This is a genomic window from Helcobacillus massiliensis (assembly GCF_014191425.1).
Classification (GTDB): Bacteria; Actinomycetota; Actinomycetes; order Actinomycetales; family Dermabacteraceae; genus Helcobacillus; species Helcobacillus massiliensis.
The window spans coordinates 302,744-322,102 of record NZ_JACHWP010000001.1; the positions used below are offsets into that span (position 1 = coordinate 302,744).

22 protein-coding genes are annotated in these 19,359 nt (G+C 67.6%); 15 read left to right on the forward strand and 7 right to left on the reverse strand.

The features are described 5' to 3' along the window. Positions 1–59: 59 nt before the first annotated feature. The 3 genes from FHX50_RS01380 to FHX50_RS01390 all read left to right on the forward strand — a co-directional run bounded on the left by FHX50_RS01380 (position 60) and on the right by FHX50_RS01390 (position 1,550). Positions 60–434 (forward strand): ArsR/SmtB family transcription factor, encoded by a 375-nt coding sequence (locus tag FHX50_RS01380; protein ID WP_183373748.1) that lies wholly within the window; start codon positions 60–62, stop codon positions 432–434. Further along, a complete protein-coding gene (locus FHX50_RS01385) occupies positions 434–1,345 on the forward strand; it encodes a cation diffusion facilitator family transporter (protein WP_002854089.1) in 912 nt (303 codons plus the stop codon). The genes FHX50_RS01380 and FHX50_RS01385 overlap by 1 nt, the downstream gene beginning before the upstream one ends. A 64-nt stretch (positions 1,346–1,409) precedes the next feature. Continuing rightward, complete coding sequence (locus tag FHX50_RS01390) at positions 1,410–1,550, forward strand: hypothetical protein (RefSeq protein ID WP_002854087.1); 141 nt, start codon at positions 1,410–1,412, stop codon at positions 1,548–1,550. Positions 1,551–1,821: 271 nt separating this feature from the next. Here FHX50_RS01390 and merA read toward each other — a convergent pair whose 3' ends face one another. Continuing rightward, the gene (gene merA, locus FHX50_RS01395; RefSeq protein WP_041103924.1) at positions 1,822–3,270 is read right to left on the reverse strand and encodes a mercury(II) reductase; all 1,449 of its coding nucleotides are present in this window, start codon (positions 3,268–3,270) and stop codon (positions 1,822–1,824) included. Positions 3,271–3,341: 71 nt separating this feature from the next. On the opposite strand from merA, the gene FHX50_RS01400 reads away from it, so the two are divergent. From FHX50_RS01400 to FHX50_RS01440, 9 genes are all read left to right on the forward strand, one after another. Continuing rightward, positions 3,342–3,731, forward strand: a complete 390-nt coding sequence (locus tag FHX50_RS01400; RefSeq protein WP_078025555.1) for a heavy metal-responsive transcriptional regulator — start codon at positions 3,342–3,344, stop codon at positions 3,729–3,731. 223 nt (positions 3,732–3,954) lie between these two features. Continuing rightward, positions 3,955–4,314, forward strand: a complete 360-nt coding sequence (cmtR, locus tag FHX50_RS01405; protein WP_006590980.1) for a Cd(II)/Pb(II)-sensing metalloregulatory transcriptional regulator CmtR — start codon at positions 3,955–3,957, stop codon at positions 4,312–4,314. After that, positions 4,311–4,913, forward strand: a complete 603-nt coding sequence (locus FHX50_RS01410; RefSeq protein WP_016997609.1) for a cadmium resistance transporter — start codon at positions 4,311–4,313, stop codon at positions 4,911–4,913. The genes cmtR and FHX50_RS01410 overlap by 4 nt, the downstream gene beginning before the upstream one ends. A 288-nt stretch (positions 4,914–5,201) precedes the next feature. Next, positions 5,202–6,377, forward strand: coding sequence for an adenine-specific methyltransferase EcoRI family protein (locus FHX50_RS01415; RefSeq protein ID WP_183373750.1), 1,176 nt, complete (start codon positions 5,202–5,204; stop codon positions 6,375–6,377). A 3-nt stretch (positions 6,378–6,380) separates the two neighbouring features. Next, the gene (locus FHX50_RS01420) at positions 6,381–7,559 is read left to right on the forward strand and encodes a GmrSD restriction endonuclease domain-containing protein (RefSeq protein ID WP_183373752.1); all 1,179 of its coding nucleotides are present in this window, start codon (positions 6,381–6,383) and stop codon (positions 7,557–7,559) included. A gap of 17 nt (positions 7,560–7,576) precedes the next feature. Continuing rightward, a complete protein-coding gene (locus FHX50_RS01425; RefSeq protein ID WP_183373754.1) occupies positions 7,577–8,752 on the forward strand; it encodes a hypothetical protein in 1,176 nt (391 codons plus the stop codon). 14 nt (positions 8,753–8,766) lie between these two features. Next, on the forward strand, positions 8,767–9,174 hold the full coding sequence (locus tag FHX50_RS01430; protein WP_183373757.1) for a hypothetical protein: 408 nt from the start codon (positions 8,767–8,769) through the stop codon (positions 9,172–9,174). Between the two features lie 130 nt (positions 9,175–9,304). Then, positions 9,305–9,472 carry a hypothetical protein gene (locus FHX50_RS01435; RefSeq protein ID WP_183373759.1) on the forward strand — a complete coding sequence of 56 codons (168 nt, stop codon included), beginning with the start codon at positions 9,305–9,307 and terminating at the stop codon, positions 9,470–9,472. Then, positions 9,469–10,029, forward strand: a complete 561-nt coding sequence (locus FHX50_RS01440; RefSeq protein ID WP_183373761.1) for an antirestriction protein ArdA — start codon at positions 9,469–9,471, stop codon at positions 10,027–10,029. The genes FHX50_RS01435 and FHX50_RS01440 overlap by 4 nt, the downstream gene beginning before the upstream one ends. 5 nt (positions 10,030–10,034) lie before the next feature. Here FHX50_RS01440 and FHX50_RS01445 read toward each other — a convergent pair whose 3' ends face one another. Then, positions 10,035–10,301, reverse strand: a complete 267-nt coding sequence (locus tag FHX50_RS01445; protein WP_183373763.1) for a helix-turn-helix domain-containing protein — start codon at positions 10,299–10,301, stop codon at positions 10,035–10,037. A 110-nt stretch (positions 10,302–10,411) separates the two neighbouring features. Between FHX50_RS01445 and FHX50_RS01450 the strand changes: the two genes are divergently transcribed. After that, positions 10,412–11,350: a hypothetical protein gene (locus tag FHX50_RS01450; protein WP_183373765.1), complete on the forward strand. Its 939-nt coding sequence runs from the start codon at positions 10,412–10,414 to the stop codon at positions 11,348–11,350. A 97-nt stretch (positions 11,351–11,447) separates the two neighbouring features. Here the strand turns inward: FHX50_RS01450 and FHX50_RS01455 are convergent, their stop codons facing one another. The 5 genes from FHX50_RS01455 to FHX50_RS12425 all read right to left on the reverse strand — a co-directional run bounded on the left by FHX50_RS01455 (position 11,448) and on the right by FHX50_RS12425 (position 16,583). Beyond that, positions 11,448–13,502 (reverse strand): relaxase/mobilization nuclease domain-containing protein, encoded by a 2,055-nt coding sequence (locus tag FHX50_RS01455; protein ID WP_183373767.1) that lies wholly within the window; start codon positions 13,500–13,502, stop codon positions 11,448–11,450. Continuing rightward, a complete protein-coding gene (locus FHX50_RS01460; protein WP_183373769.1) occupies positions 13,495–13,869 on the reverse strand; it encodes a MobC family plasmid mobilization relaxosome protein in 375 nt (124 codons plus the stop codon). The genes FHX50_RS01455 and FHX50_RS01460 overlap by 8 nt, the downstream gene beginning before the upstream one ends. A 370-nt stretch (positions 13,870–14,239) precedes the next feature. Beyond that, positions 14,240–14,722 carry a hypothetical protein gene (locus FHX50_RS01465; RefSeq protein WP_183373771.1) on the reverse strand — a complete coding sequence of 161 codons (483 nt, stop codon included), beginning with the start codon at positions 14,720–14,722 and terminating at the stop codon, positions 14,240–14,242. A gap of 59 nt (positions 14,723–14,781) precedes the next feature. Next, on the reverse strand, positions 14,782–16,359 hold the full coding sequence (locus FHX50_RS01470) for a DNA primase family protein (RefSeq protein ID WP_183373773.1): 1,578 nt from the start codon (positions 16,357–16,359) through the stop codon (positions 14,782–14,784). Next, on the reverse strand, positions 16,356–16,583 hold the full coding sequence (locus FHX50_RS12425) for a helix-turn-helix transcriptional regulator (protein WP_392452459.1): 228 nt from the start codon (positions 16,581–16,583) through the stop codon (positions 16,356–16,358). The genes FHX50_RS01470 and FHX50_RS12425 overlap by 4 nt, the downstream gene beginning before the upstream one ends. A 1,251-nt stretch (positions 16,584–17,834) precedes the next feature. Here FHX50_RS12425 and FHX50_RS01475 point away from each other — a divergent pair. Then, on the forward strand, positions 17,835–18,623 hold the full coding sequence (locus FHX50_RS01475) for a hypothetical protein (protein WP_183373775.1): 789 nt from the start codon (positions 17,835–17,837) through the stop codon (positions 18,621–18,623). Further along, complete coding sequence (locus tag FHX50_RS01480; protein ID WP_183373777.1) at positions 18,623–19,294, forward strand: S-layer homology domain-containing protein; 672 nt, start codon at positions 18,623–18,625, stop codon at positions 19,292–19,294. The genes FHX50_RS01475 and FHX50_RS01480 overlap by 1 nt, the downstream gene beginning before the upstream one ends. The last annotated feature ends 65 nt before the right edge of the window (positions 19,295–19,359 follow it).

Genomic DNA, 19,359 nt, shown 5'->3' on the forward strand with positions numbered 1-19,359 from the left:
TCTCGTGTGTGGCTCCCGCTGCTGATATCTGCACATCTGCATTGGTGTATGGTCGTGGCATGAGTGTGACGCCGTTGGATTCGTGTCAGGTCACCGCCGTCCATCCGGAGAAGGTGGCGCTGACCCGGGAGAGGATCCCCGACGAGCGCGAGGCCGGCAGGTTGGCCGGGCTGTTCGAGCTCCTGGGGGACCCGCGCCGTGCCCGGGTGCTGTATGCGTTGCTGGAGGCCGGCGAGCTGTGCGTGTGTGACCTGGCGGCGTCGGTCGATGTCGCGGAGGCGTCGGTGTCCCAGGTGCTGCGGGTGCTGCGTACCGCTGGGGTGGTCGAGAACCGCCGGGAGGGGCGGATGGTGTACTACCGCCTCGCTGACGGGCATGTGCGGATGCTGCTGGACGTCTCCCGTGAGCACGCCCGCCACGAGGGGCAGGGCTGATGGGGGCGGGACACAGCCATGCCCCGGCGACCGGGCATGCCGGTGGCCGCTACCGTCGGCGGCTGGCGGGGGCGTTCGCCCTGACGGCGGGCTTCTTCCTGATCGAGCTGGTCGCGGGGCTGGTGTCGGGGTCGTTGGCGCTGCTGTCGGATGCCGGGCACATGGCTGCCGATGTGGTGGTGCTGGGTGCGGCGCTGCTGGCGACGCGCATCGCGAGCCGGCCGGACTCCACAGGGCGACGCACCTATGGCTCCTACCGGGCCGAGGTGTTCGCCTCGGCGTTGGCGGTGCTGGCGATGCTCGCGGTCGGGGTGTACGTGGTGGTCGAGGCCATCAGCCGGCTGGGCGACGCGCCGGAGGTGGCCTCCGGCGCCATGCTCGCGGTCGGCTTCGCCGGCCTGGTGATCAACATCATCTCCATGCTGCTGCTGCGCAGCGGGGCCAAGGACAGCCTGAACGTCAAGGGCGCCTACTACGAGGTGATCGCCGACGCCGCCGGGTCGGTGGGTGTCATGGTCGCCGGCGTGCTGATCATCCTCACCGGCCAGCCGATCTGGGACGTCGTGGTCGCGGCGCTCATCGCGGTCTTCGTCATCATCCGGGCAGTGGTTCTGGGCAGGCAGGTGATCGCGGTGCTGGGCCAGCACGCCCCGGAAGGGGTGGACCCGGAGGACGTCGCCGGTGACCTGGACGCGGTCGAGGGGGTGGAGGAGGTCCACGACCTGCACCTGTGGACCCTGACGTCGGGGATGAACGTGGCCACGGCCCACCTGGTCGCTGACCAGGGCGCGGACCACGGCGCCGTGCTTGCCGGCGCGCGCCGGGTGCTGCGCGACCGTTACGGTATCGCCCATGCCACCTTGCAGGTGGAGGGCGCCGGCAGCGACGGCTGTCACGACCTGAGCTGGTAGCACTCGGCACGGAAGCCCGCTCGCGAGAGCCGCACATGCTTGAGCAACGTCTTAGGAGCGCGCGATGACCGCGAAGCACGGCAAGGGCCCCGGGCCGGACGAGGGCCAGCGGCCGGCCCGGCGCGGGGTGGTGCTCACCCTGCTGGGGATCGGTCTGGTCGCCGCGGCTTACGTGGTGACGATCGTGGTCATGGTGGTGCGGTGACGCGGCCCAAACGGACCGCGGCCTCATGGCGGCGCCGCAAGGCGGTCATCGCGTCGTCCAGTGCTGTCCTCGTCGGGTCGAGCACGTAGAGGTCGTGAAGACGTCCAGATATAGGCCTGGGACGGGAGTTCTTGCATCGACTGAACTCCCCGGTGGTTGCAGGTCCGATACGCAGGGGTGCCAGTAAGTAGGGCTGATCGGCGCCCATTTTCTTGTCTCGCGCCCCGGGGCGAGGCGGTCCCCTATCGGTGTCCCTGTGTGCGGGGCAGGTTCACGCTGCGCAGCAGGAGAGCTTGGCGATGTCGGTGGTGAAGGCCTGCGCGGTGAGCTTGAGGCCTTCGGCCATGGTCAGGTAGGGGCTCCAGAGGTTGGCGACCTGGCTGGTGGTCATGCCGGCCTCGAGCATGTAGACCCCGGCGGCGGCGAGGTCGCCGGCGTCCTGGGCCAGGGCGGTAATGCCGATGATGCGGCCGGTGTCGGCGTCGGTGACCATCTTGATGAACCCGCGGGTGTCGCGGTTGACGATCGCGCGTGGGACGTGCGCGAGTGACAGGACACGGCTGTCGTAGCGGATCCCGGCAGCGGAGGCCTGCCGTTCGGTCATCCCGACGGCGGCCAGGGCGGGGCTGGTGAACACGACCCGGGGCAGGTGGCGGTAGTCGACCTCGAGGCCGGCGCCGGTGAGGGCGTTGTCGGCGACGAGGGCGCCGTGGGCCGCGGCGACGTACACGAACTGACGGTGGGCGGTGACGTCACCGGCAGCCCAGACGCGCGGGTTGGTGCTGCGCAGATGGCTGTCGACGACCACCTCGCCGTGGTCGCCGGTGCGCACGTCGACGGTGTCGAGACCGAGCGTGGCGGTGACCGGGCGGCGCCCGGTGGCGACGAGTACCTCGGCCGCCCGGAGTTCCTGTGAGCCGTCAGTGGTGGTGGCAGTGACCGTGACCTCGCCGGTGGCCGGGTCGCGGCGGACCGCGCTGGGCACCGCGCCGCGGATGATCTGGATGCCTTCGTCCGTGAAGATCTCATCCAGGGCGGTGGACGCCTCGGGTTCTTCCTGGGACGCCAGCCGTGAGCGGACCAGCATGGTGACCCGGACGCCGAGCCGAGCGAAGAGCTGGGCCTGCTCCATCGCGACGTAGCCGCCGCCGATGACCAGCAGCGACTCCGGGACGTGGTCCAGTTCCATCGCGGTGGTCGAGGTCAGGTAACCGGCCTCCTGCAGGCCGGGGACCGGCGGCGCCCAGGGCCTGGAGCCGGTGGCGATGAGGTAGTGCGCGGCCCGGACCGTCTCCACCGTGCCGTCAGGGCCGGTGACGCGCAGTGCCGGCTCGCTGGGTGTGCCGACGAACGTGGCGTCCCCGGGGTGGAGATCCCATCCGTACTCGGTGGCCAGGTCCAGGTACTTCTCGCCACGCAGTGACCCGACGAGCCGATCCTTGCCGGCGATCAAGGCGGGCATGTCGACCGGCCGGACTTCGGGGAGCGGCAGGCCGGGGAACCGGGAGGCGTCGAGTGTGACGTGGCGGGCCTCGGCGGTCGCGAGCAAGGCCTTGGAGGGCACGCACCCGGTGTTCACGCAGGTACCGCCGACGGTGCCACGCTCGATCATCACCACCCGTCTGCCGAGGTTGGTGGCGCGGATCGCGGCCGCGAACGCCGCCCCACCGGACCCGATCATTGCCAGGTCATACGACCTGCTGTTAGCCGTTGCCGTCATGAACTCCTCCTTCATCGCCCTCAGGATCGACCTTCCAGTGCACTGGAAGGTCAAGGGGGAGAATGAGTGGCATGCGGATCGGTGAGGTGGCTCGGGCGTCGGGCACGACGAGCAAGACCCTGCGGTACTACGAGGAGGTCGGGCTGCTACCCGCCGCGGACCGCACCCCGGCGGGCTACCGGGACTACGGCGCCGAGGTGCTCGACCGGCTGGACTTCATCCGCCGGGGGCAAGCGGTCGGGTTGACCCTGGCCCAGATCGGTCAGGTGCTGGACATCCGCGACCGGGGGCAGGCCCCCTGCCGGCACGTCACCGACCTGCTCGACACCCGCCTTGATGTGATCGACCGGCAACTCGCCGAGCTCGCGCAGCTACGCACCACGATCGCCGACCTGCGCGAGGACGCCGCCGCCGGCGACCCGGCCACGTGCTCCCCCGAGGATGTCTGCCGCTACCTGTGACACCGAAGTTCACGGGCCCGTGGCAGCGCATGGCGGCCCACTCTGTTGCGTTGGGGTGTTAGACCTTTCGCAACGGTTCTGTTGCGCGGGGTGCACCCTATCGCGACGCCTATTCCTCCGGCCTGCCGTCGGCCGCTGTCCCGGTGAAGGATCCCCTTGCGGGCATGCGATCTGGGCTGACGCCTGTGACCGAGTATTCAGTTCGCGCTGTATAGTTCAGTCCATGCTGACTATTGCTTCGCGTCTCGACGTGATGAACCGCCTGGGTCGTGCACTGGCCGACCCCACTCGATCCCGGATCATCTTGACCCTGCTCGACCATCCCGCTTACCCGGCGGAACTGGCCCGAGATCTGGACCTGACACGCCCGAACGTGTCCAACCACCTGGCATGCCTGCGCGATTGCGGGATCGTCGTCTCCGAGCCCGAGGGTCGTCGGACACGATATGAGATCGCCGATTCGCACCTGGCGCAGGCGCTGACGGCACTGGTCGATGCCACCCTGGCAGTGGACGAAGACGCCCCGTGCATCGATCCCGCCTGCTCGCTTCCCGGATGCGACGCAGCTGGGGAGGGCGCATGATCCTCACCTCGGTCTTGCAGGCGATGGGCCTGTTCGCAGCGACCAACATCGACGACATCATCGTGCTCTCCCTCTTCTTCGCGCGAGGGGCAGGCCAGCGCGGCACTACCGCCCGCATTCTGGCCGGCCAGTACCTCGGATTCGCCGGCATCCTCGGTGCCGCGGTCCTGGTGACCATCGGTGCCGGAGCATTCCTGCCCTCGGCAGCCATCCCGTACTTCGGTCTCATCCCTCTGGGCCTCGGCCTCTGGGCCGCATGGCAGGCCTGGCGCGGAGACGATGACGACGATGACGACGAGGCCAAGGTTGCCGGCAAGAAGGTCGGCGTGTGGACAGTCGCAGGCGTCACCCTTGCCAACGGCGGCGACAACATCGGCGTCTACACCCCTGTCTTCCTCAGCGTGGAACCTCTCGCAGTAGTCGCCTACTGCATCGTCTTCCTCGCGCTCGTCGCGGTCCTGGTGGCCCTGGCAAAGTTCGTCGCCACCCGCCCCCCGATCGCCGAAGTGCTCGAACGCTGGGAGCACATCCTCTTCCCCATCGTTCTCATCGGCCTCGGCATCGTGATCCTCGTCAGCGGCGGAGCCTTCGGACTCTGACGTAGCGGCAGCGATCCAAACGGCCCCGACCGGGCGCACCCCTCTCGGTTCAGACCGCGACACCTACCTGCAGCCAGTCCTGCGTGATCGCGGCAACAAGACCGCCACGGAGCGCTGCAAAAACCCCGCCACCAAGCGAACGAAGCCACAGCGGGATTCGGGGAATCCGGTCGTGGTAGTTGGGGTAGACCCTGCTAGACGCCGAGACTCGCCGCACCACGCCGGTCTCGCCGCGTGTCAGTCCTCCTAGATACTCTTGTCCATTGAGGGACGAGGAGATCGAGGGACATGGCCAACGTAGACCTGGGAGCCGCCAAGGCCGCGAAGAAGGACGCCTTCTATACCTCGTGGTCCGACATCGAGCGGGAGATGAACGCGTACCTGGAGTACGACCCCGATGTGTTCCGGGGCAAGACGATCCTGCTGCCCTGCGACGACCCTGAGTGGAGCAACTTCACCAAGTTCTTCGCCCTGCACTTCGCGGACTTTGGCCTAAAGAAGCTCATCTCGACCAGCTATGCACACGACGACAATGCACCGTCCGGCTACGAGCCGCCCACCCTGTTCGATGAGCCCACTACCATGGGCGAGCAGCGCGGCCGGGTGTTCACCCTGCTGCCAGAAGACCTCTCCGGCGACGGACGGGTCGACATCGACGACCTTCGCTGGGAGTACCTCGAAGGCGACGGTGACTTCCGCTCAGCGGAGGTGACCGCTCTGCGCGACGAAGCAGACATGGTCATCACCAACGGCCCCTTCAGCCTGTTCCGCGCCTTTATCAAGTGGTTGGTGGAGGGTGGCGTTCAGTTCTCTGTCATTGGGAATGTCAACGCCGTTTCGACAAAGGAGATCTTCCCCCTCATTCGGGATAACAAGCTCTGGATGGGTCCGACGATCACTAGCGGTGACCGCGAGTTCAGGGTGCCCGCCAGCTACCCGCTGGAGGCGGCGGGATTCCGTGTCGACGAGGATGGGAACAAGTACATCCGGGTGAAAGGCGTTCGGTGGTTCACGAACATCGACCATGGTCGACGGCATGCGCCGTTGCGTCTCATGACTGAGGCCGACAACATCAAGTTCAGCAAGCACAAGGAAGTGCGTGGCCTTGGTTACAGGCGGTACGCGAACTACGACGGCATAGAAGTGCCGTTCACGGACGCTATCCCAAGCGACCATGCCGGCCTCATGGGCGTGCCCATCACGTTCTTGGATAAGTACAATCCGGAGCAGTTCGAGATCCTGGGCATCTCGAAGGCATGGGACCAAGACTCGGGTCTGCGGACACGCTTATTCCCACCCCAGACGCAGGTAGCCAAGTCAGGGGCGCGATCTCAGGTTGGCAAGCTCAACGATGGCACCGCGATCCAGGTCGCAACGAGGCCATCGACAACCCACTACGAGGTCGAGGGCGAGATGTTCATTCAGACTTACCCTCGGGTTCTCATACGAGCGAAGAAGGGCTGACCCATGAAGACCCAGCTGGAGCAGTACACGGTGGCCGAGGTCACCAAGGGGTTCGTCTACAACGAGCTCGAAGGCAAGGGCCTGTTCGGGCTCGACGGCACGCTGGTGATCCAGCCCGAGTTCCAGCGCAGCTACCTGTACGGCGACGGCACGAAGGACGTGGCCGTCATCGACTCCTTGCTGAAGGGCTACCCGCTGGGGCTTATCTACTTCGTCGACACCGGGGACCCCTCGGGCCCGCATCTCGAGGTCCTCGACGGCCAGCAGCGGATCACCTCGGTGGGCCGCTTCGTCACCGGCAAGTTCGCCATCATGCGCGACGGGCGCGAGCAGACCTTCGGCTCGCTGCCTAAGGAGGAGCAGGAGCGCATCACCGGCGCTCAGCTGCTGGTCTACGTGTGCACCGGCACCGAGGCGGAGATCAAGGAGTGGTTCCAGACGATCAACATCGTCGGCATCCCGCTCAATGCCCAGGAGCTGCGCAACGCGATCTACTCCGGCCCGTTCGTCACCGCGGCTAAGGCCGAGTTCTCCAACAGCCAGAATGCCCTCCAGCAGAAGTGGTCGGCTTACGTCAAGGGCGACCCCAAGCGCCAGCAGGTGCTCGAAGTGGCCCTCGACTGGGTCGCCAGCTCGAAGGACCAGAGCATCGACGGCTACATGGCCGCCCACCGCACCGACACCGGGATCAGCGAGCTGAAGACCTACTTCACCACCGTGATCGACTGGGTCTCCGGGGTATTCACAGCCCCGCCGGACGCGGCCATGCGCGGACTGGACTGGGGAGCCCTCTATGAGGAGCACAAGGGCACCGCCTACCAGCCCGACCGGATCGACGAACGCCTGCAAGACCTGCTGGCCGACCCAGCCGTCAACGACCACAAGGGCATCTACCCCTACCTCCTCGGCGGCGAAGAGAACCCCCGGCTGCTCAACGTGCGCCTGTTCGATGCGCCCACGAAGAAGGCCGCCTACAAGCGCCAGACCGACAAGGCCAACGCCGAGGGCACCTCGAACTGCCCCCTGTGCGCCGTAGGCAGCAATGCGAACAAGACGCGCATCTACAAGCTCAAGGAGATGGAAGCCGACCACGTGACCGCCTGGTCAACCGGCGGCGACACCTCGCTGGACAACTGCGAGATGCTCTGCGTGACCCACAACCGCTCGAAGGGCAACCGCTGAGATGACGGCCTCTTGAGATGACTATCTCCGTGACCCTGGGCGGGGGTGTTGCGTCCATCGACCGCGAGGTCTTCGAGCTACTTTTCGACAACTCGACGGTGCGCAACTACAAGGACTACACGACCGCTCTCTCGGCGGGAGTCATCGCGTTCAAGGACCTGCTCGACCTCTCACGCAAGGCAGAGATCCCCTACCCTCTCTTCTTCGCTCCACTGCCGGTTGTCACGGCTCAAGTCGATCTGAAGACGCGGAAACTGCTCCAGGGCGTGCGCAAGGGGACATTCTCGCTCAACTCACGTGCCACGATCGAGCTGGCCGACGTCGAGCTGATCATCAAGGACCTCGTACGGAAGCAGGAGTTGGTGAAGAAGCACGACCCGACCCTGAAGAGGAATCCGATCGTCGGGATGCTCCGTAAATCCACTGGCGGCCCGGTCCGTGACGCCCAGGCCCTCCTCACGGCGCTCGGCTTCTCGACCCAAGACATTCAAGCGACGAAGAACAAAACCGCAGCTGCAGAGCTGTTCATCAGCCGCCTCGAAGCGAACCACATCCTCGTCTCGCGCAGCGTGAACGGCTACATGCCCCAGACGTTGTCAAAAGCCAAGTTCAGCGGCCTGACGGTCCGGGATGGCAAGGTCCCTTACATCTTCTTGACGGGCGGTTCCCATGGAGAGGACGAGGAGCCGGTCGGTCGCCAGGTCTTCACACTCGCGCTCCTGGCCGTGCTCGTGGCTCGTCGGGTCTTCGTGCCGGTCACCATGGACACTCGACAGATTGAAGCGTCACCCGGGCCGGAGTACGGCATCGTCGCGGAGATGCTGATGCCTGCGGTCCAACTGCGTCAGTGTTCGCTCTCCTCGCTAGACGAGGTAGGCGAGGTCGCCGACCACTTCAAGGTGACCCCCAGCGCCATCGTTGTCCGCTCCGCCCTGCTCAAGCTTCTTGACCGCTCGGTGGCCGATGACTACCTCGCCGAACTGGCAAAGGCTTACTCCGCGCGCCCTAAGCCTCCGGCGCGAACGCCAAAGCCTGTCAACGCGATTCGGAAGTACAACGGGAGGGAGTTCTCTGTGCGGATGCTGGACGCATTGGATAGTGGGCGGATAACGCCGCGAGAGTTCTGTCAGTTGGCCTGCTCAAACCGGATCGGCGTGTTCGATATCCCCGACTTCCGGAGCGCCGTCTGGTGAGCAGGCGCTACTTGGTGGACAACAACGCCCTCTCGCGGCTCACGTCGACGCAGCGGACCAGTAGCTTCTTCCTGGAGCACTGCCATCTGACTGCCGACGTCCTCCACGAAGCGCGCGGCTACGTCGAGCCGGAGCTCGAAGACCGAGAGGTCCCTCTGACGCCGCAGGTGCTCAACCGGCTCATCGAAGTGATGGCGGATGCACAGGTTGGCGACACGAGCTTGGTGGACTTGTATGCAAACAAGGGCACTGCCGATCCGGTCATGATCGCCTTCACCCTTGAGGCGCGTGACTTCGAGCGCAATACTCTCCTCCCGGATACCTGGGTGATCGTCACGGATGACAAGGCGGTTACAGCAGCCGCTGGATGCTTTGGGCTTGATGTCATCTCAAGCAGTGAGTTTCGGCAACTGTTTCCCTGATTCCTCTTGTGCTCGCGGCAGAGCCGCGCCGGGTAATCCCATGAGGACCCGGCTGCGCCCGCAAGCGCCGATTCACCCGAGCACGGCTGCGAGGGTGCGCCGGGTCCTCCCGACACCGAGGAGGACCACCATGTCAGAGCCCACCATCAGCACGACCGAGCGCGTCGGCCTGTCCCCGAGCGGGGGAGGCGTCGCCGTCTGGGTCGGCGACGCCGTCCGGCTCACCCTGGACTGGGACCAGGCCCGCCAGCTCCACCGGCTCCTGACCGATCAGCTCGACCGCGAGGCCGCCCGATGACCGCCGCGACCGCCCACCAGACCCCGCGCGCATGGATCGGCTGCCTGCACTGCTGCTACAACTCCGGCCATCTCGTCGGCGACTGGTTCGACGCCGTCGATGCCGACGAGGCCACTCTCGCCGACGTCCACAAGGGCTCTGGGAGGCCCTACACGGCCTGTGAAGAGCTCTGGGTGATGGACCACGACCTGATCCCCATCCCGGGCGAGATGAGCCCTCACGAGGCCGCTGAGTGGGGCCGGTGCTTCGAGGAGGCCGGTCCTGAGCAGTGGCCCGCCGTCTGCGCGTGGGTCCGGTCCGGGATGCACGTGACCGAGGGGACCGGCGACCTGCCCTCGCTGCCCGACTTCGAGGAGCGCTACTGCGGTCACTGGGAGAGCTTCCGGGAGTACGCCGAGCAGCTCGCCGACGATACCGGGATGATGACCGGCTGGCCGGAGGAAGCCGTGCGGTACTTCGACTGGGCGGGCTGGACCCGCGACCTCGCCTTCGACCACACCGTCGTCGACGCCCCGGCGGTCGAGGGCTACGGCGTCTACGTGTTCCGCGACCTCTGAGCTGCTCAGACGAGCTTGGAGGGCACGCCCACCTGCTTGGGGTGCCGCGCGCAGACCGGGGCCACCAGCTCGGTCAAGGGCACGCCGAGGGCGTGGGCGATGCCGTGGAGCGTGGAGATCTTCGCGGCCACGCGCCCGGCCTCGACCTCGATGATCGTCTTGCGGTGGACCCCGGCGGCCTCTGCGAGCCGGTCGATCGAGAACCCGGACTCCTTGCGCAGGCGCGCCACCTCCACGCCGAGGGCGCGCAGGTCTGGGGCGGGAGCAGGCATCCACCCAACTTCCCGCAGGCGCGTGCGTTGCACAGTAACCCAAACGCGCCTGTTTTCAGTACGCTGATCGGGAGTTCAACCGAACCATTGCCGAACGAAGGTGAACGACCATGTCCCACAGACCAACGATCCTGACTGCATCGGTCCTGCTGTCGCTGCTTGCCCTCACGGGGTGCGGGGGAGGCTCGGGCGACCCGACGCAACCCGACCCCGGAGCAGGCGATCCCGCCGACGATGGGTCGGGCTCGGCCGTCTACGAGTTCACCCGCGAACCGCCGGGCATGCTCACGTCCCTGACCGTCGCCATCCCCGACGACCTCAGAGAGGCCGCAGGGCCCGATGCCGAGGGGCTCCTGGTCGACAGCGTGACCCTGACGCCCCACGAGCTTGACGGCGTGAAGCACTGCGCGGTGAATGTCGCCATCGAGTGGGCTGATGGTGCCCTGGAGCTGGCCAACAAGCCGGCCACGTCCCAGGCCGATGCCGATGCCGAGATCGAGAAGTGGACCAACAGCTTCCTGGACTACTTCGACGTCGAGACCACCGAGGAGTGGATCGAGCTGGCCGAGCGGGCCCAGGGCGGCGATGCACAGGCGGGCCAGACGATCGCCGAGGGGATGGAGGCAGCCGACCAGAGCCATCCTTACGCTGCCAACGCCACCCGCGAACTGCGGGAGCAGGGCCTGGCGTTCGAGCCCCGCCTGTTCATCGAGAAGATGCAGGAGCTCATCGCCGCCGACGCCAACAAGCCCGTCGACGAGGCGGCAGAGGAGTCGGAGGAGGCCAACGTCGCCCGTGAGGGCCTCGGCATCCGGGGCAGCGTGTACCCGCTCGCCGACCTGAACGAGTCCGCGCCCGAGACCGGCCTGTACCTGGCTCCGGACTTCGCCTCCGGCATCAACGTGGGCAGCTGCGCGGCCAACCCGACCGACGACGACGCCACCGAGACCTTCACCTTCCGGACCTCCCAGGACGGGGAGGGGGCCGACTTCGCCGAGTTCGACTACACCGTCCTGTCCGACGGTTCGATCACCGTGGTCGAGGCCTAGGTCGAGGATTACGAGCGCGATGTCAACGGCGACTGGATCGCCAAGTAGACCGTATGCAGCCGCAGGCCCGCTCCCGTCGGAGCGGGCCTGTCGTCTTTCACCGCTCCATCCCTCCGGCGTTCGGTGGGCGCTCCAGCCCGTCCTCGTGGTTGACCTCGAGGTCGGCCTCACGGACCGACTTGAGTGCCTTCTCCCTGCTGGTCAGCTCTCTCCTCGTGGCCTCGTGCCTCAGCTCGGCCAGCGTCGAGGGCTCGCCGTCCCAGGCGTGGTCGCCCGCAGCGACCTCGGCGCGCATCGCGTCGGCCAGTGCCTTGTCCTGGTGCACCTCGACGGCCCTGCGGGCCTCGGCGAGCTTCGCCGCGCGGCGCCACAGCTCGAAGGCCACCGAGGTGTCCAGTGCGTCCTCGTAGCGCTCCAGCGTGGCGCTCCTGAGCCCCTTGGCCAGCGCGCCGTCCAGCGGCTCCCCGGCGGCCAGTTGCGCGCGCCAGCGCTCGTCGATCTGGACCATCTGCTCCCAGGCAGCCACCTCGCGCTCGCGCGTCGGCCTCCTCTTCCGCAGCGGTGACTCGTGGGGCGCAGCGGTCCTCACCTCGGAGGTCGAGGGCGCCTCGGCCCTGGACCCGGCGGTAGCCGGGGCTGGGGCCGGAGTCGTGTCGGCGGCAGCCGGCGCGCTCACCTCGGCCACGTCCTCGACCGTCTCGACGGCACGCTGCTGCTCGGCCTCCTGCTCGCGCTCCCAGGCGGTCTTCGGCTCGTCGAGCGCGCGCCACGCGGCGATGGCGGCGTCGACCTCCGCGTAGCCCATCCCGGCGCTGCGCATCGCACCTCGATCGGGCGTGCGCAGCCGCCGCTTCTGGAGGTCCCAGGCGTCGAGGACGACCTTGTCGGCCAGCTTCGCGTCCGGTCCATCCGCATCGGATCCATCCGCCACGGCGACGCCGTCGTCTGCGCTCTCGGGCGACGGCTCCGCGGGCGCCATGGCCGCCTCGAACCCAGCCCGCCGGGCTTCGGCCATCATCTCCTCTGCGCGGCGCTCCTGCTCCCACTGGGCCGCCAGCGCCGCGGCGCTCTCGCTGCGGCGCTCAGCCAGGGCGTCGTCGAGGCTGCTCGCCATCGCCGCGCGCATCTGCGCCGCCGACATCGCCGGTTTCGGCGCGGCCTGCGCAGCCAGCTCGGCGTTGCGCTGGATCGTCTCCTCGACGTGGTCGAGCATGGCGAAGCGGCCGAGCCTGCTGGCCCGTCGCCGGTCGCTGGGACTCGGCTCGATGTACTCACCGTCCGCCCCGCGGCGCTTCATCTGGTAGGTGAGCCCGCGGCCCTTCTTCCCGCGCTTCTCGACCACGACGCCGACCCCGGCCAGCGCCTCGGCGTAGCCGTCGAAGTCGGTGTAGCCCGTGTCCTCGAGCACAGTCCGGATGCGCTCCTTCAGCACCGCGAAGCTGAACGGCTCCGGCTCGCTCGGCGAGGCCCCGGCGCTCCACTTCTGGTGCTTGTCCAGCCCCCGCTGCTCGGACTTCTCCTTCAGCTCCCAGCCCGTGGACGTCAGCTCGTTGCGCTGCTCGTACCCCTGCGCGGCGAGCACGGCGTCGTGGGTCCTGGACAGGACCGAGTGCTTCACGTTGGACGAGGCGAAGCTCTTGCCCGTGGCCTTGTCGATCGAGTCGATCACGATGTGGTTGTGGACGCAGCCGGTCTTCCCATCGACCTGGGTGACGACCAGCGCGCGGCGATGGTCACCAGCGAGCGAGCGGGCCAGCTCCTGGCCCAGCCGATGACCCTCCTCCCAGTCGTCGGGATCGTCGGGGTCGAGAGCCCCCGCACCGTCCCGCGCGAAGCTCTGGATGACGTGGTACGCCTGCACGTAAGCGCCCTCGGTGACGTCGCGGTAGGTCGGCTGGCCGGTCGCCTTGTCGGTGCCCCACTGCACCTTGACCGTCCTGGTCCCGTCCTTGCGCCAGCGCTTCCGGTTATCCCGGAACTGCCCCTCGCCGAACTCCGGGATGCAGCCGTTGATGCCGCTCGCAGCCACGAACCGGTCGCCCTTGGCCTGACCGTCCTTCTCAGTGAGCGCATACGCAATCAGCCGCGCCGAGTTCCTCGTCGGGCTGGACATCACGACCGCTGCGATGGGCTTCACCATGACCTCAGTCATCCACTCCCGCGATGCGCCCGGCCAGCTCCACCAGCCTGCCGTCGATCGCTTCGAGCTGGCGCTTCACGTCGTCGAGGTCGCCGGTCACCTGACCCGTCAGGTGGGCGACCTTGGCCATCTGGTTGACGTTGTGGCCGACCTTCCTCATCTCAGTCCTCAGCTCCTGGACGCCGTCGATCAGGCCGTCCACCACCCCGGGATCGGCACCGCCCCTTCGGGCCGATGCCTGGGCCTGCTCGCGGGCCAGCCATCGGCATCCGTCCTCCACCGCTTCGCGGATGATGTCCGAGACGGTGACGGCCCGGCCGGTCGCCTCACTCGCCCGCTTCGCGGACTCCTCGGCGAGGTCGAACGATGACTGCGTCATCCTGAGTTCGACCCGCTTCGGGTAGATCGCCCGCCTACCTCCTCGCCGCCTCGGCTGCGCCTCGTCCGGCATCGTCACCACGTCGGTCGACCTCCCCTCGGTAATGCTGCAACCGGGCTGTCCGGTGGGCTGCGCACCCCCATCAGTATACCCGGTTGCAGCATTACGGCGAGCAGTTCAACTGTACGGGTGTTTGGCTCCGCCAAACCCCCTCCCAGTTGCTGCCCGCCCCTCGTCGGCTCCGCCTCCTCGGGGGACAGGGCTACCGCCCTCCCCACCTCTGCTGCGCTCCGGTGGGGCCCCTCCCGACGGCACGGAAAGACCCCGGCCCGCTGCGCGGAACCGGGGTCCTCGTCACCGTCCACGACGCCTACGCGCCGTAGACCGAGAAGCCCCGCTCGTGCGCGTCCTCACGCTCCTCGTCGCCCTCGTGGATGGCACCGTAGGCGACCGTCTCCCCGTCCTCGAGGACGGGCTCCTCGGCCTGCTCGATGCCGGCCTCGCTCGCGGCCCCGCGCGCCTTCAGCGCGACGACGGCTTCGACGAGGCGCGCGGCCCGCTTGGCCTCGCCGCGGTCCTTGCGGACCCGGCGCACCGTGCCGTCCTTCGTCATCCGCTCGGTCACCTCCTCGGTGATACCGAACAGCTCGTACAACTCCTCGACAGCGGCACAGCGCGCCTCACCGGCGTACTTGAGCGCGTCCTTGACGGCCTTCGCGTCGGCCCTCTCCTCGGCCTCGATGGCCGCCTTCTTCGCGGCCAGCTCGGCCTCGAAGGCCTTCCGCTCGGCGACGAGATCGGCGAGCCGCTGAACCCGCCGCTCGCGCCGAGTCATGGTCATGTTGTCGGTCATAGTGATGCCTCCTTAGGCGTCGTTGTTCGGGAACCCATCCCCGGTGGTGGGCCGGTAAGTCAGAGCAGCATGATCCCCGGGGCGTCCGCGACCTCGTCCCAGACCGACGTCTGGGGTTTCGGAGATTGCTGCGGTACCGCAGCAGGGCGCTGCCCGGGAGGGAGCTCTACCATCGGCTCCTTGGACACGGTCAGCGCCTCGCGCAGGACGTTCAACCCCTGGTGCACCATCCCGCGGCGCTCCTTCACCGACGGGTAATCGAGCCGAGCCAGCGCATCGGCGAACCCCGACCGACCGAGCTGGTCGCGGCGGTAGATCCCTTCCGCTGTGCACCAGTCCTTGTACGCCTCGTGCAGCACCGTCGTCGTGTCGCCGATGCCCCCCGTCTCGCACTGCTCGGCCACGAACCTGCGCACATCGTCCTGGCCCTCGGCGTACTCGCTCGTCCTCTCCTGAACCGCCTCCGGCTCATCGAGGCCGCGCTCCCAGTACTCACCGAGGCCAGCCACCATCCATGTCAGAATCGCGTCGGCCGCGAGCTCCAACTTCTCCGGAAGGCGGGGGTCCTGCTCGTCCGGCGGGATCACGACATTGAAAGGCACCGCGCGCACCCGCGACCACACCGCAGGGTCCGCGACCTTAGACGGCAGCTCGGGCAAATGGTTGGTCACCATGAGGAAGCTGTGCGACGGGAGAAACTCGATCGGGTCCTTCCGCAGCGCACGCGCCTTGATCGGATCGCCGCCGGTCAACCTCTTGAGGACCGACGCCGACAAACGGATCTTCGTGTCGGTCTCCGAGAGCACCACCATCCGACGCCCCCGCAGGTCGAAGAACGCCGGAGACGGCGCGTTCGGATTCGACTTGACGACCTCCATCAGCGCCGGGTCAGCCACCCCGCCGTAATCACCCAGAGCGTGGAGAACCGACGTGTACGCCACACCCTTGCCATTGCGCCCCGTCCCGGTCGCGATGGGGAACACGTGCTCCAAAACCTTCCCCACAAGACCCACCCCGAAGAACCGCGCGAGGTAGGACCGAACGTGGTCATCCGGCAGTACCTGCTCCAGGAAGTCTTCCCACAGCTCGCTATGAGCCCCAGGGACGTAAGCGGCCCGGGTGACCTTCGTGATCCGATCATCGGGGTCGTGGGGTCGCAGTTCCAGACCATGCAGGTCGAGCGTCCCGTTCGCGCAGTTGAGCAGGTAGGGGTCGGCGTCCATGTCCGCAGCAGCGGCGCACATGCCCTCCAGGGACCCCGCGAGTTCGAGTACCCCCCGAACCCCGGAGGCCGTGCTGCACGCCATCACGTCGGACGCCAGGTCCTTGTCGCCGAGGGCGAGCCCCCACATGGCCTTGAGCGTCTCCATCGCCGCAGCCTTGGCGCGCGTACCGCCCTTGTCCTCGGCCCAGCGCTTGCCGTCCCAGTGGTGCCAGCCGATGCCGACCACGTACAACAACTTGCCGAGCCACTGGGCAGCGAACTCATGCGCAGCCCTGACGTGCTTGCGGTGCTTGCGGGCGTCGTCGAGCAATATCGTGCGCTGCTCGGCAATGGTAATCTGAGGCCCAGAGTCGGCAAACTCTTCCGGAGCCGCTCCACCTGACTGGGTGGGGCGGCTTTCTTGTTCGCTCATCGCGGTCCACCTCCAACGAGGTTTTCCACCAGCCAGGCGTCCAGATCGGCGACGCGATAGACGACCCGGGCACCCGCACGGACGTATCGGGGCCCCTGGCTGCGGCCACGCCAGTTAGCGAGGGTCTTCGGAGCGACGCCGATGTACCGCCCAGCTTCGTCAGTGTCGAGTGCAGCCGGGGGGAGGGTGTGGCCGGGATCCACAGCATTCGGTGACAGGGACATGATCGTGAGTCCTTCAGGAGGCGACGGGGGACCGTCGGGCTCACCGAATCCCGATCAAGACGAATACACGCGTGGTGCCTTCGGAAGCTCCACGTCAGGGCTCTCAGGCCCCGAGTCCCCTCACGCCGACAGGAGGACCAGAAGATCTACTGTGGTGCCGCCCAGGTCGGACGCCAGGCGGCCCGCCGCAACCCCTCAGGGCTCGTCGGCGGTATAGGAACGAGCCTATCACCCCTGTCAACCCTGCGCTACCCCAGACCTTGGCAACTCGCAGGTCTTCGGCCTCGCGCGACGGCGGCATCTGCGCTTCGCTCGGCCGAGGGCACGCTGCGGGCCCGCCCTCTCCAGTCGAGAGATCCTCCCCATCAGGAGGGACCCCACTCATTCAGTAGACGAGGCGGTCAGCAGGGGTGGTCGATGGGGTGTGCAGAAGCCCCTGGAGTCTGAATATGTTCTGACCAGGGGTTGTGAAGTTTGTGCAGTTCACCCCCGTACTTCCTCCCGGGCGCGCGGGAAAGTAGTGCAGCAAACTGCACAAACTTCACACAGCACTGCACGTGGCGGCCCGGCCTGACCGGTTGCCCTGCCCGTGCGAGCAGTCCTGCTGACTGCCCGGAGGGGTCCTGCCCCGAAAAGGCAGCCGCGCCACCGCGCCGGCACCGAGCGCCATCGACCACCCGGCCTGACCGATTGCCCTGCCCGAGCGAGCAGGCCTGCTGTCTTCCCGGAGGGGGTCCTGCCCTGAGAAGAGAACCGCGCTATGTGCCGCAGGCCGCTCTACCGGGTTGCAACGACCTGGACGTCCTCGACCGCCAGTCGCGCACCGGTCGCCACTCACGCCGCCAGGAGCCGGTCCGTCAACACCAGGTGATTCCTGAAGGCCAAGAGTTCGACACGTGCCCCCTGAGCTCCACCATTCAGCGGCGCCCCGCTCATCACGGGAGTGACGCGCCAGCAGCTGATCAACGAAGAGCCCTGGACTGATGTCCAGGGCTCTTTTCTGTGCCCAAGACGGTGAACAGCACGGTCGGCGCGTGCATGTCCGCCGCTGACGTGTGGCTCAGATCTCCCATGCGGAGGTCGGAATCCGGGTCGCACGCCGAGGCAAAGGGCAGGTATTCTTCAGCTTGTGCGCTCGCAAAGAGCCCGTGGGACCGTGACAGGGGGTGACGAGTGGAGACAGGGACGGCTGGTACCAGGTTTCTGCTCACGCCCACCGTTGCTCGGCTCTTCACCTGGGGCTCCAGCTCCATGTCCGGCGAGGGCGGCGACCACGGTGCGCCGAGCCCGAGCCGTCCGCACGAGCACCTCCGCGCAGTCCTCAGCCCGGGCGAGGTCATCCCCACCGCGCAGGGCGGCACCCAGAGCTTCCACAACCGTGTCCAGATCGGACTCGACGCCCCGACCGTCGCGTTCCCCGGCGGTCGCGCCGCCACCCCCGGCACCGCGCCCGTCTCCGGGGTGGACCATCACATGAACTCCTGGCGCGGCTTCTCCTGCGCCGGCAGTATCAACGGTGTGCCCGGCGTCCTCGCCGGTGCGGACACGCACTTCACCTGGACACCGGCCGACGGGTCGACCCTCACCGAGGACGGCCCCTTCGTCTCCGCCTTCACCTCAGACCTGAAGGGCGCCCACCATCTCTTCTGGTGCGGAAAGAACAACATCGGTGAACAGGGCGGCGCCCTGACCATCAGCGATACCGATGCAATGGTCGACTTCACCGGCGCGGCGGAGCGGTGCTTCATCCTCGGACAGTGGGTCACTCCACTGGACAGCACCCGGATCGCTCGCGCGGTCGCCCGGGTCAACGATCACCAGCGCGCCCGCTACGGCGATCTCTTCCTCGATGTGCAGGAACTGCTGTCCACCTCGTGGGGTCTGCAGAGCCCACCGGTGCGCGCGCTCGCCTTCACCGCGACGCGGGGTCGCATCCCGGAGTCGGTGGTGGCCCCCGATGGCATCCATCTGAACGCGCGCGGCAACCAGGTCGTCGTGTGGGCGCTGCTGGAGCGGATGAAGCAGCTGGGGTGGATCTGATGAGGCCGTCTCCCACACCCTCGGGCCGCGTGCGCCGCCGGGTCCTCGTCGCCGCCGGGTCGATCGGCGGCCTTGCCCTGCTGACGGGAACGGGCGCCACCGTCGTCCGGAGGTTCACTGACGTCTCAGAATCGCCCTTCCGCGCGGACATCGAATGGATCACCTCCACGGGCATTGACCCGGGTGCAGGGAAGCATGAGTTCCAGCCGGAGACACCGGTTCTGCGGCATGAGCTCGCGGCTGCGCTGTACCGGTTCGCGGGGTCGCCGGCCACGGTCGGGGCCCGCGGGGTCTTCACGGATGTTCCCGCTGATGCGCAGAACCGTGCAGAGATCGAATGGCTGCAGGCGCAGGGGCTTGAGTGGGGGAGCGCTGAGGGCGAGTTCCAGCCGAACGCCGTCGCCACCCGCGGCCTGCTGGCCGACTACCTGCATGGTCTGCTGGAGGCGCGCCTGCGCCGCCACGGTCTGCGCATTGACCCGGAGGCAGCGGACCTCTTCGCCGACGTCGCTGCTGACCATCCAGCGGCAGCACAGATCCGCTGGATCCGTGCCAGTGGAATCACCGCCGGGTTCCCGGACGCGACGTTCCGCCCCGATGGTGACCTGCTGAGGCAGGAGATGGCGGCCTTCATCCGCGGCGCCGCCCTCCTCGCCGACCGCGCCCGCTGACCCTCAGACCGCAGACGCAGAACCGCCCCGAACCTCCGGTCTGAGCCGGTTGCTCGGGGCGGTGC

Excerpts from the sequence above, each read along its gene's own strand:
- FHX50_RS01380 (WP_183373748.1), top strand. The coding sequence starts at position 60 with ATGAGTGTGACGCCGTTGGATTCGTGTCAGGTCACCGCCGTCCATCCG.
- FHX50_RS01385 (WP_002854089.1), top strand. The coding sequence starts at position 434 with ATGGGGGCGGGACACAGCCATGCCCCGGCGACCGGGCATGCCGGTGGC.
- FHX50_RS01390 (WP_002854087.1), top strand. The coding sequence starts at position 1,410 with ATGACCGCGAAGCACGGCAAGGGCCCCGGGCCGGACGAGGGCCAGCGG.
- merA (WP_041103924.1), bottom strand. The coding sequence starts at position 3,270 with ATGACGGCAACGGCTAACAGCAGGTCGTATGACCTGGCAATGATCGGG.
- FHX50_RS01400 (WP_078025555.1), top strand. The coding sequence starts at position 3,342 with ATGCGGATCGGTGAGGTGGCTCGGGCGTCGGGCACGACGAGCAAGACC.
- cmtR (WP_006590980.1), top strand. The coding sequence starts at position 3,955 with ATGCTGACTATTGCTTCGCGTCTCGACGTGATGAACCGCCTGGGTCGT.
- FHX50_RS01410 (WP_016997609.1), top strand. The coding sequence starts at position 4,311 with ATGATCCTCACCTCGGTCTTGCAGGCGATGGGCCTGTTCGCAGCGACC.
- FHX50_RS01415 (WP_183373750.1), top strand. The coding sequence starts at position 5,202 with ATGGCCAACGTAGACCTGGGAGCCGCCAAGGCCGCGAAGAAGGACGCC.
- FHX50_RS01420 (WP_183373752.1), top strand. The coding sequence starts at position 6,381 with ATGAAGACCCAGCTGGAGCAGTACACGGTGGCCGAGGTCACCAAGGGG.
- FHX50_RS01425 (WP_183373754.1), top strand. The coding sequence starts at position 7,577 with ATGACTATCTCCGTGACCCTGGGCGGGGGTGTTGCGTCCATCGACCGC.
- FHX50_RS01435 (WP_183373759.1), top strand. The coding sequence starts at position 9,305 with ATGTCAGAGCCCACCATCAGCACGACCGAGCGCGTCGGCCTGTCCCCG.
- FHX50_RS01440 (WP_183373761.1), top strand. The coding sequence starts at position 9,469 with ATGACCGCCGCGACCGCCCACCAGACCCCGCGCGCATGGATCGGCTGC.
- FHX50_RS01445 (WP_183373763.1), bottom strand. The coding sequence starts at position 10,301 with ATGCCTGCTCCCGCCCCAGACCTGCGCGCCCTCGGCGTGGAGGTGGCG.
- FHX50_RS01450 (WP_183373765.1), top strand. The coding sequence starts at position 10,412 with ATGTCCCACAGACCAACGATCCTGACTGCATCGGTCCTGCTGTCGCTG.
- FHX50_RS01455 (WP_183373767.1), bottom strand. The coding sequence starts at position 13,502 with ATGACTGAGGTCATGGTGAAGCCCATCGCAGCGGTCGTGATGTCCAGC.
- FHX50_RS01460 (WP_183373769.1), bottom strand. The coding sequence starts at position 13,869 with ATGACGCAGTCATCGTTCGACCTCGCCGAGGAGTCCGCGAAGCGGGCG.
- FHX50_RS01465 (WP_183373771.1), bottom strand. The coding sequence starts at position 14,722 with ATGACCGACAACATGACCATGACTCGGCGCGAGCGGCGGGTTCAGCGG.
- FHX50_RS01470 (WP_183373773.1), bottom strand. The coding sequence starts at position 16,359 with ATGAGCGAACAAGAAAGCCGCCCCACCCAGTCAGGTGGAGCGGCTCCG.
- FHX50_RS12425 (WP_392452459.1), bottom strand. The coding sequence starts at position 16,583 with ATGTCCCTGTCACCGAATGCTGTGGATCCCGGCCACACCCTCCCCCCG.
- FHX50_RS01475 (WP_183373775.1), top strand. The coding sequence starts at position 17,835 with ATGTCCGGCGAGGGCGGCGACCACGGTGCGCCGAGCCCGAGCCGTCCG.
- FHX50_RS01480 (WP_183373777.1), top strand. The coding sequence starts at position 18,623 with ATGAGGCCGTCTCCCACACCCTCGGGCCGCGTGCGCCGCCGGGTCCTC.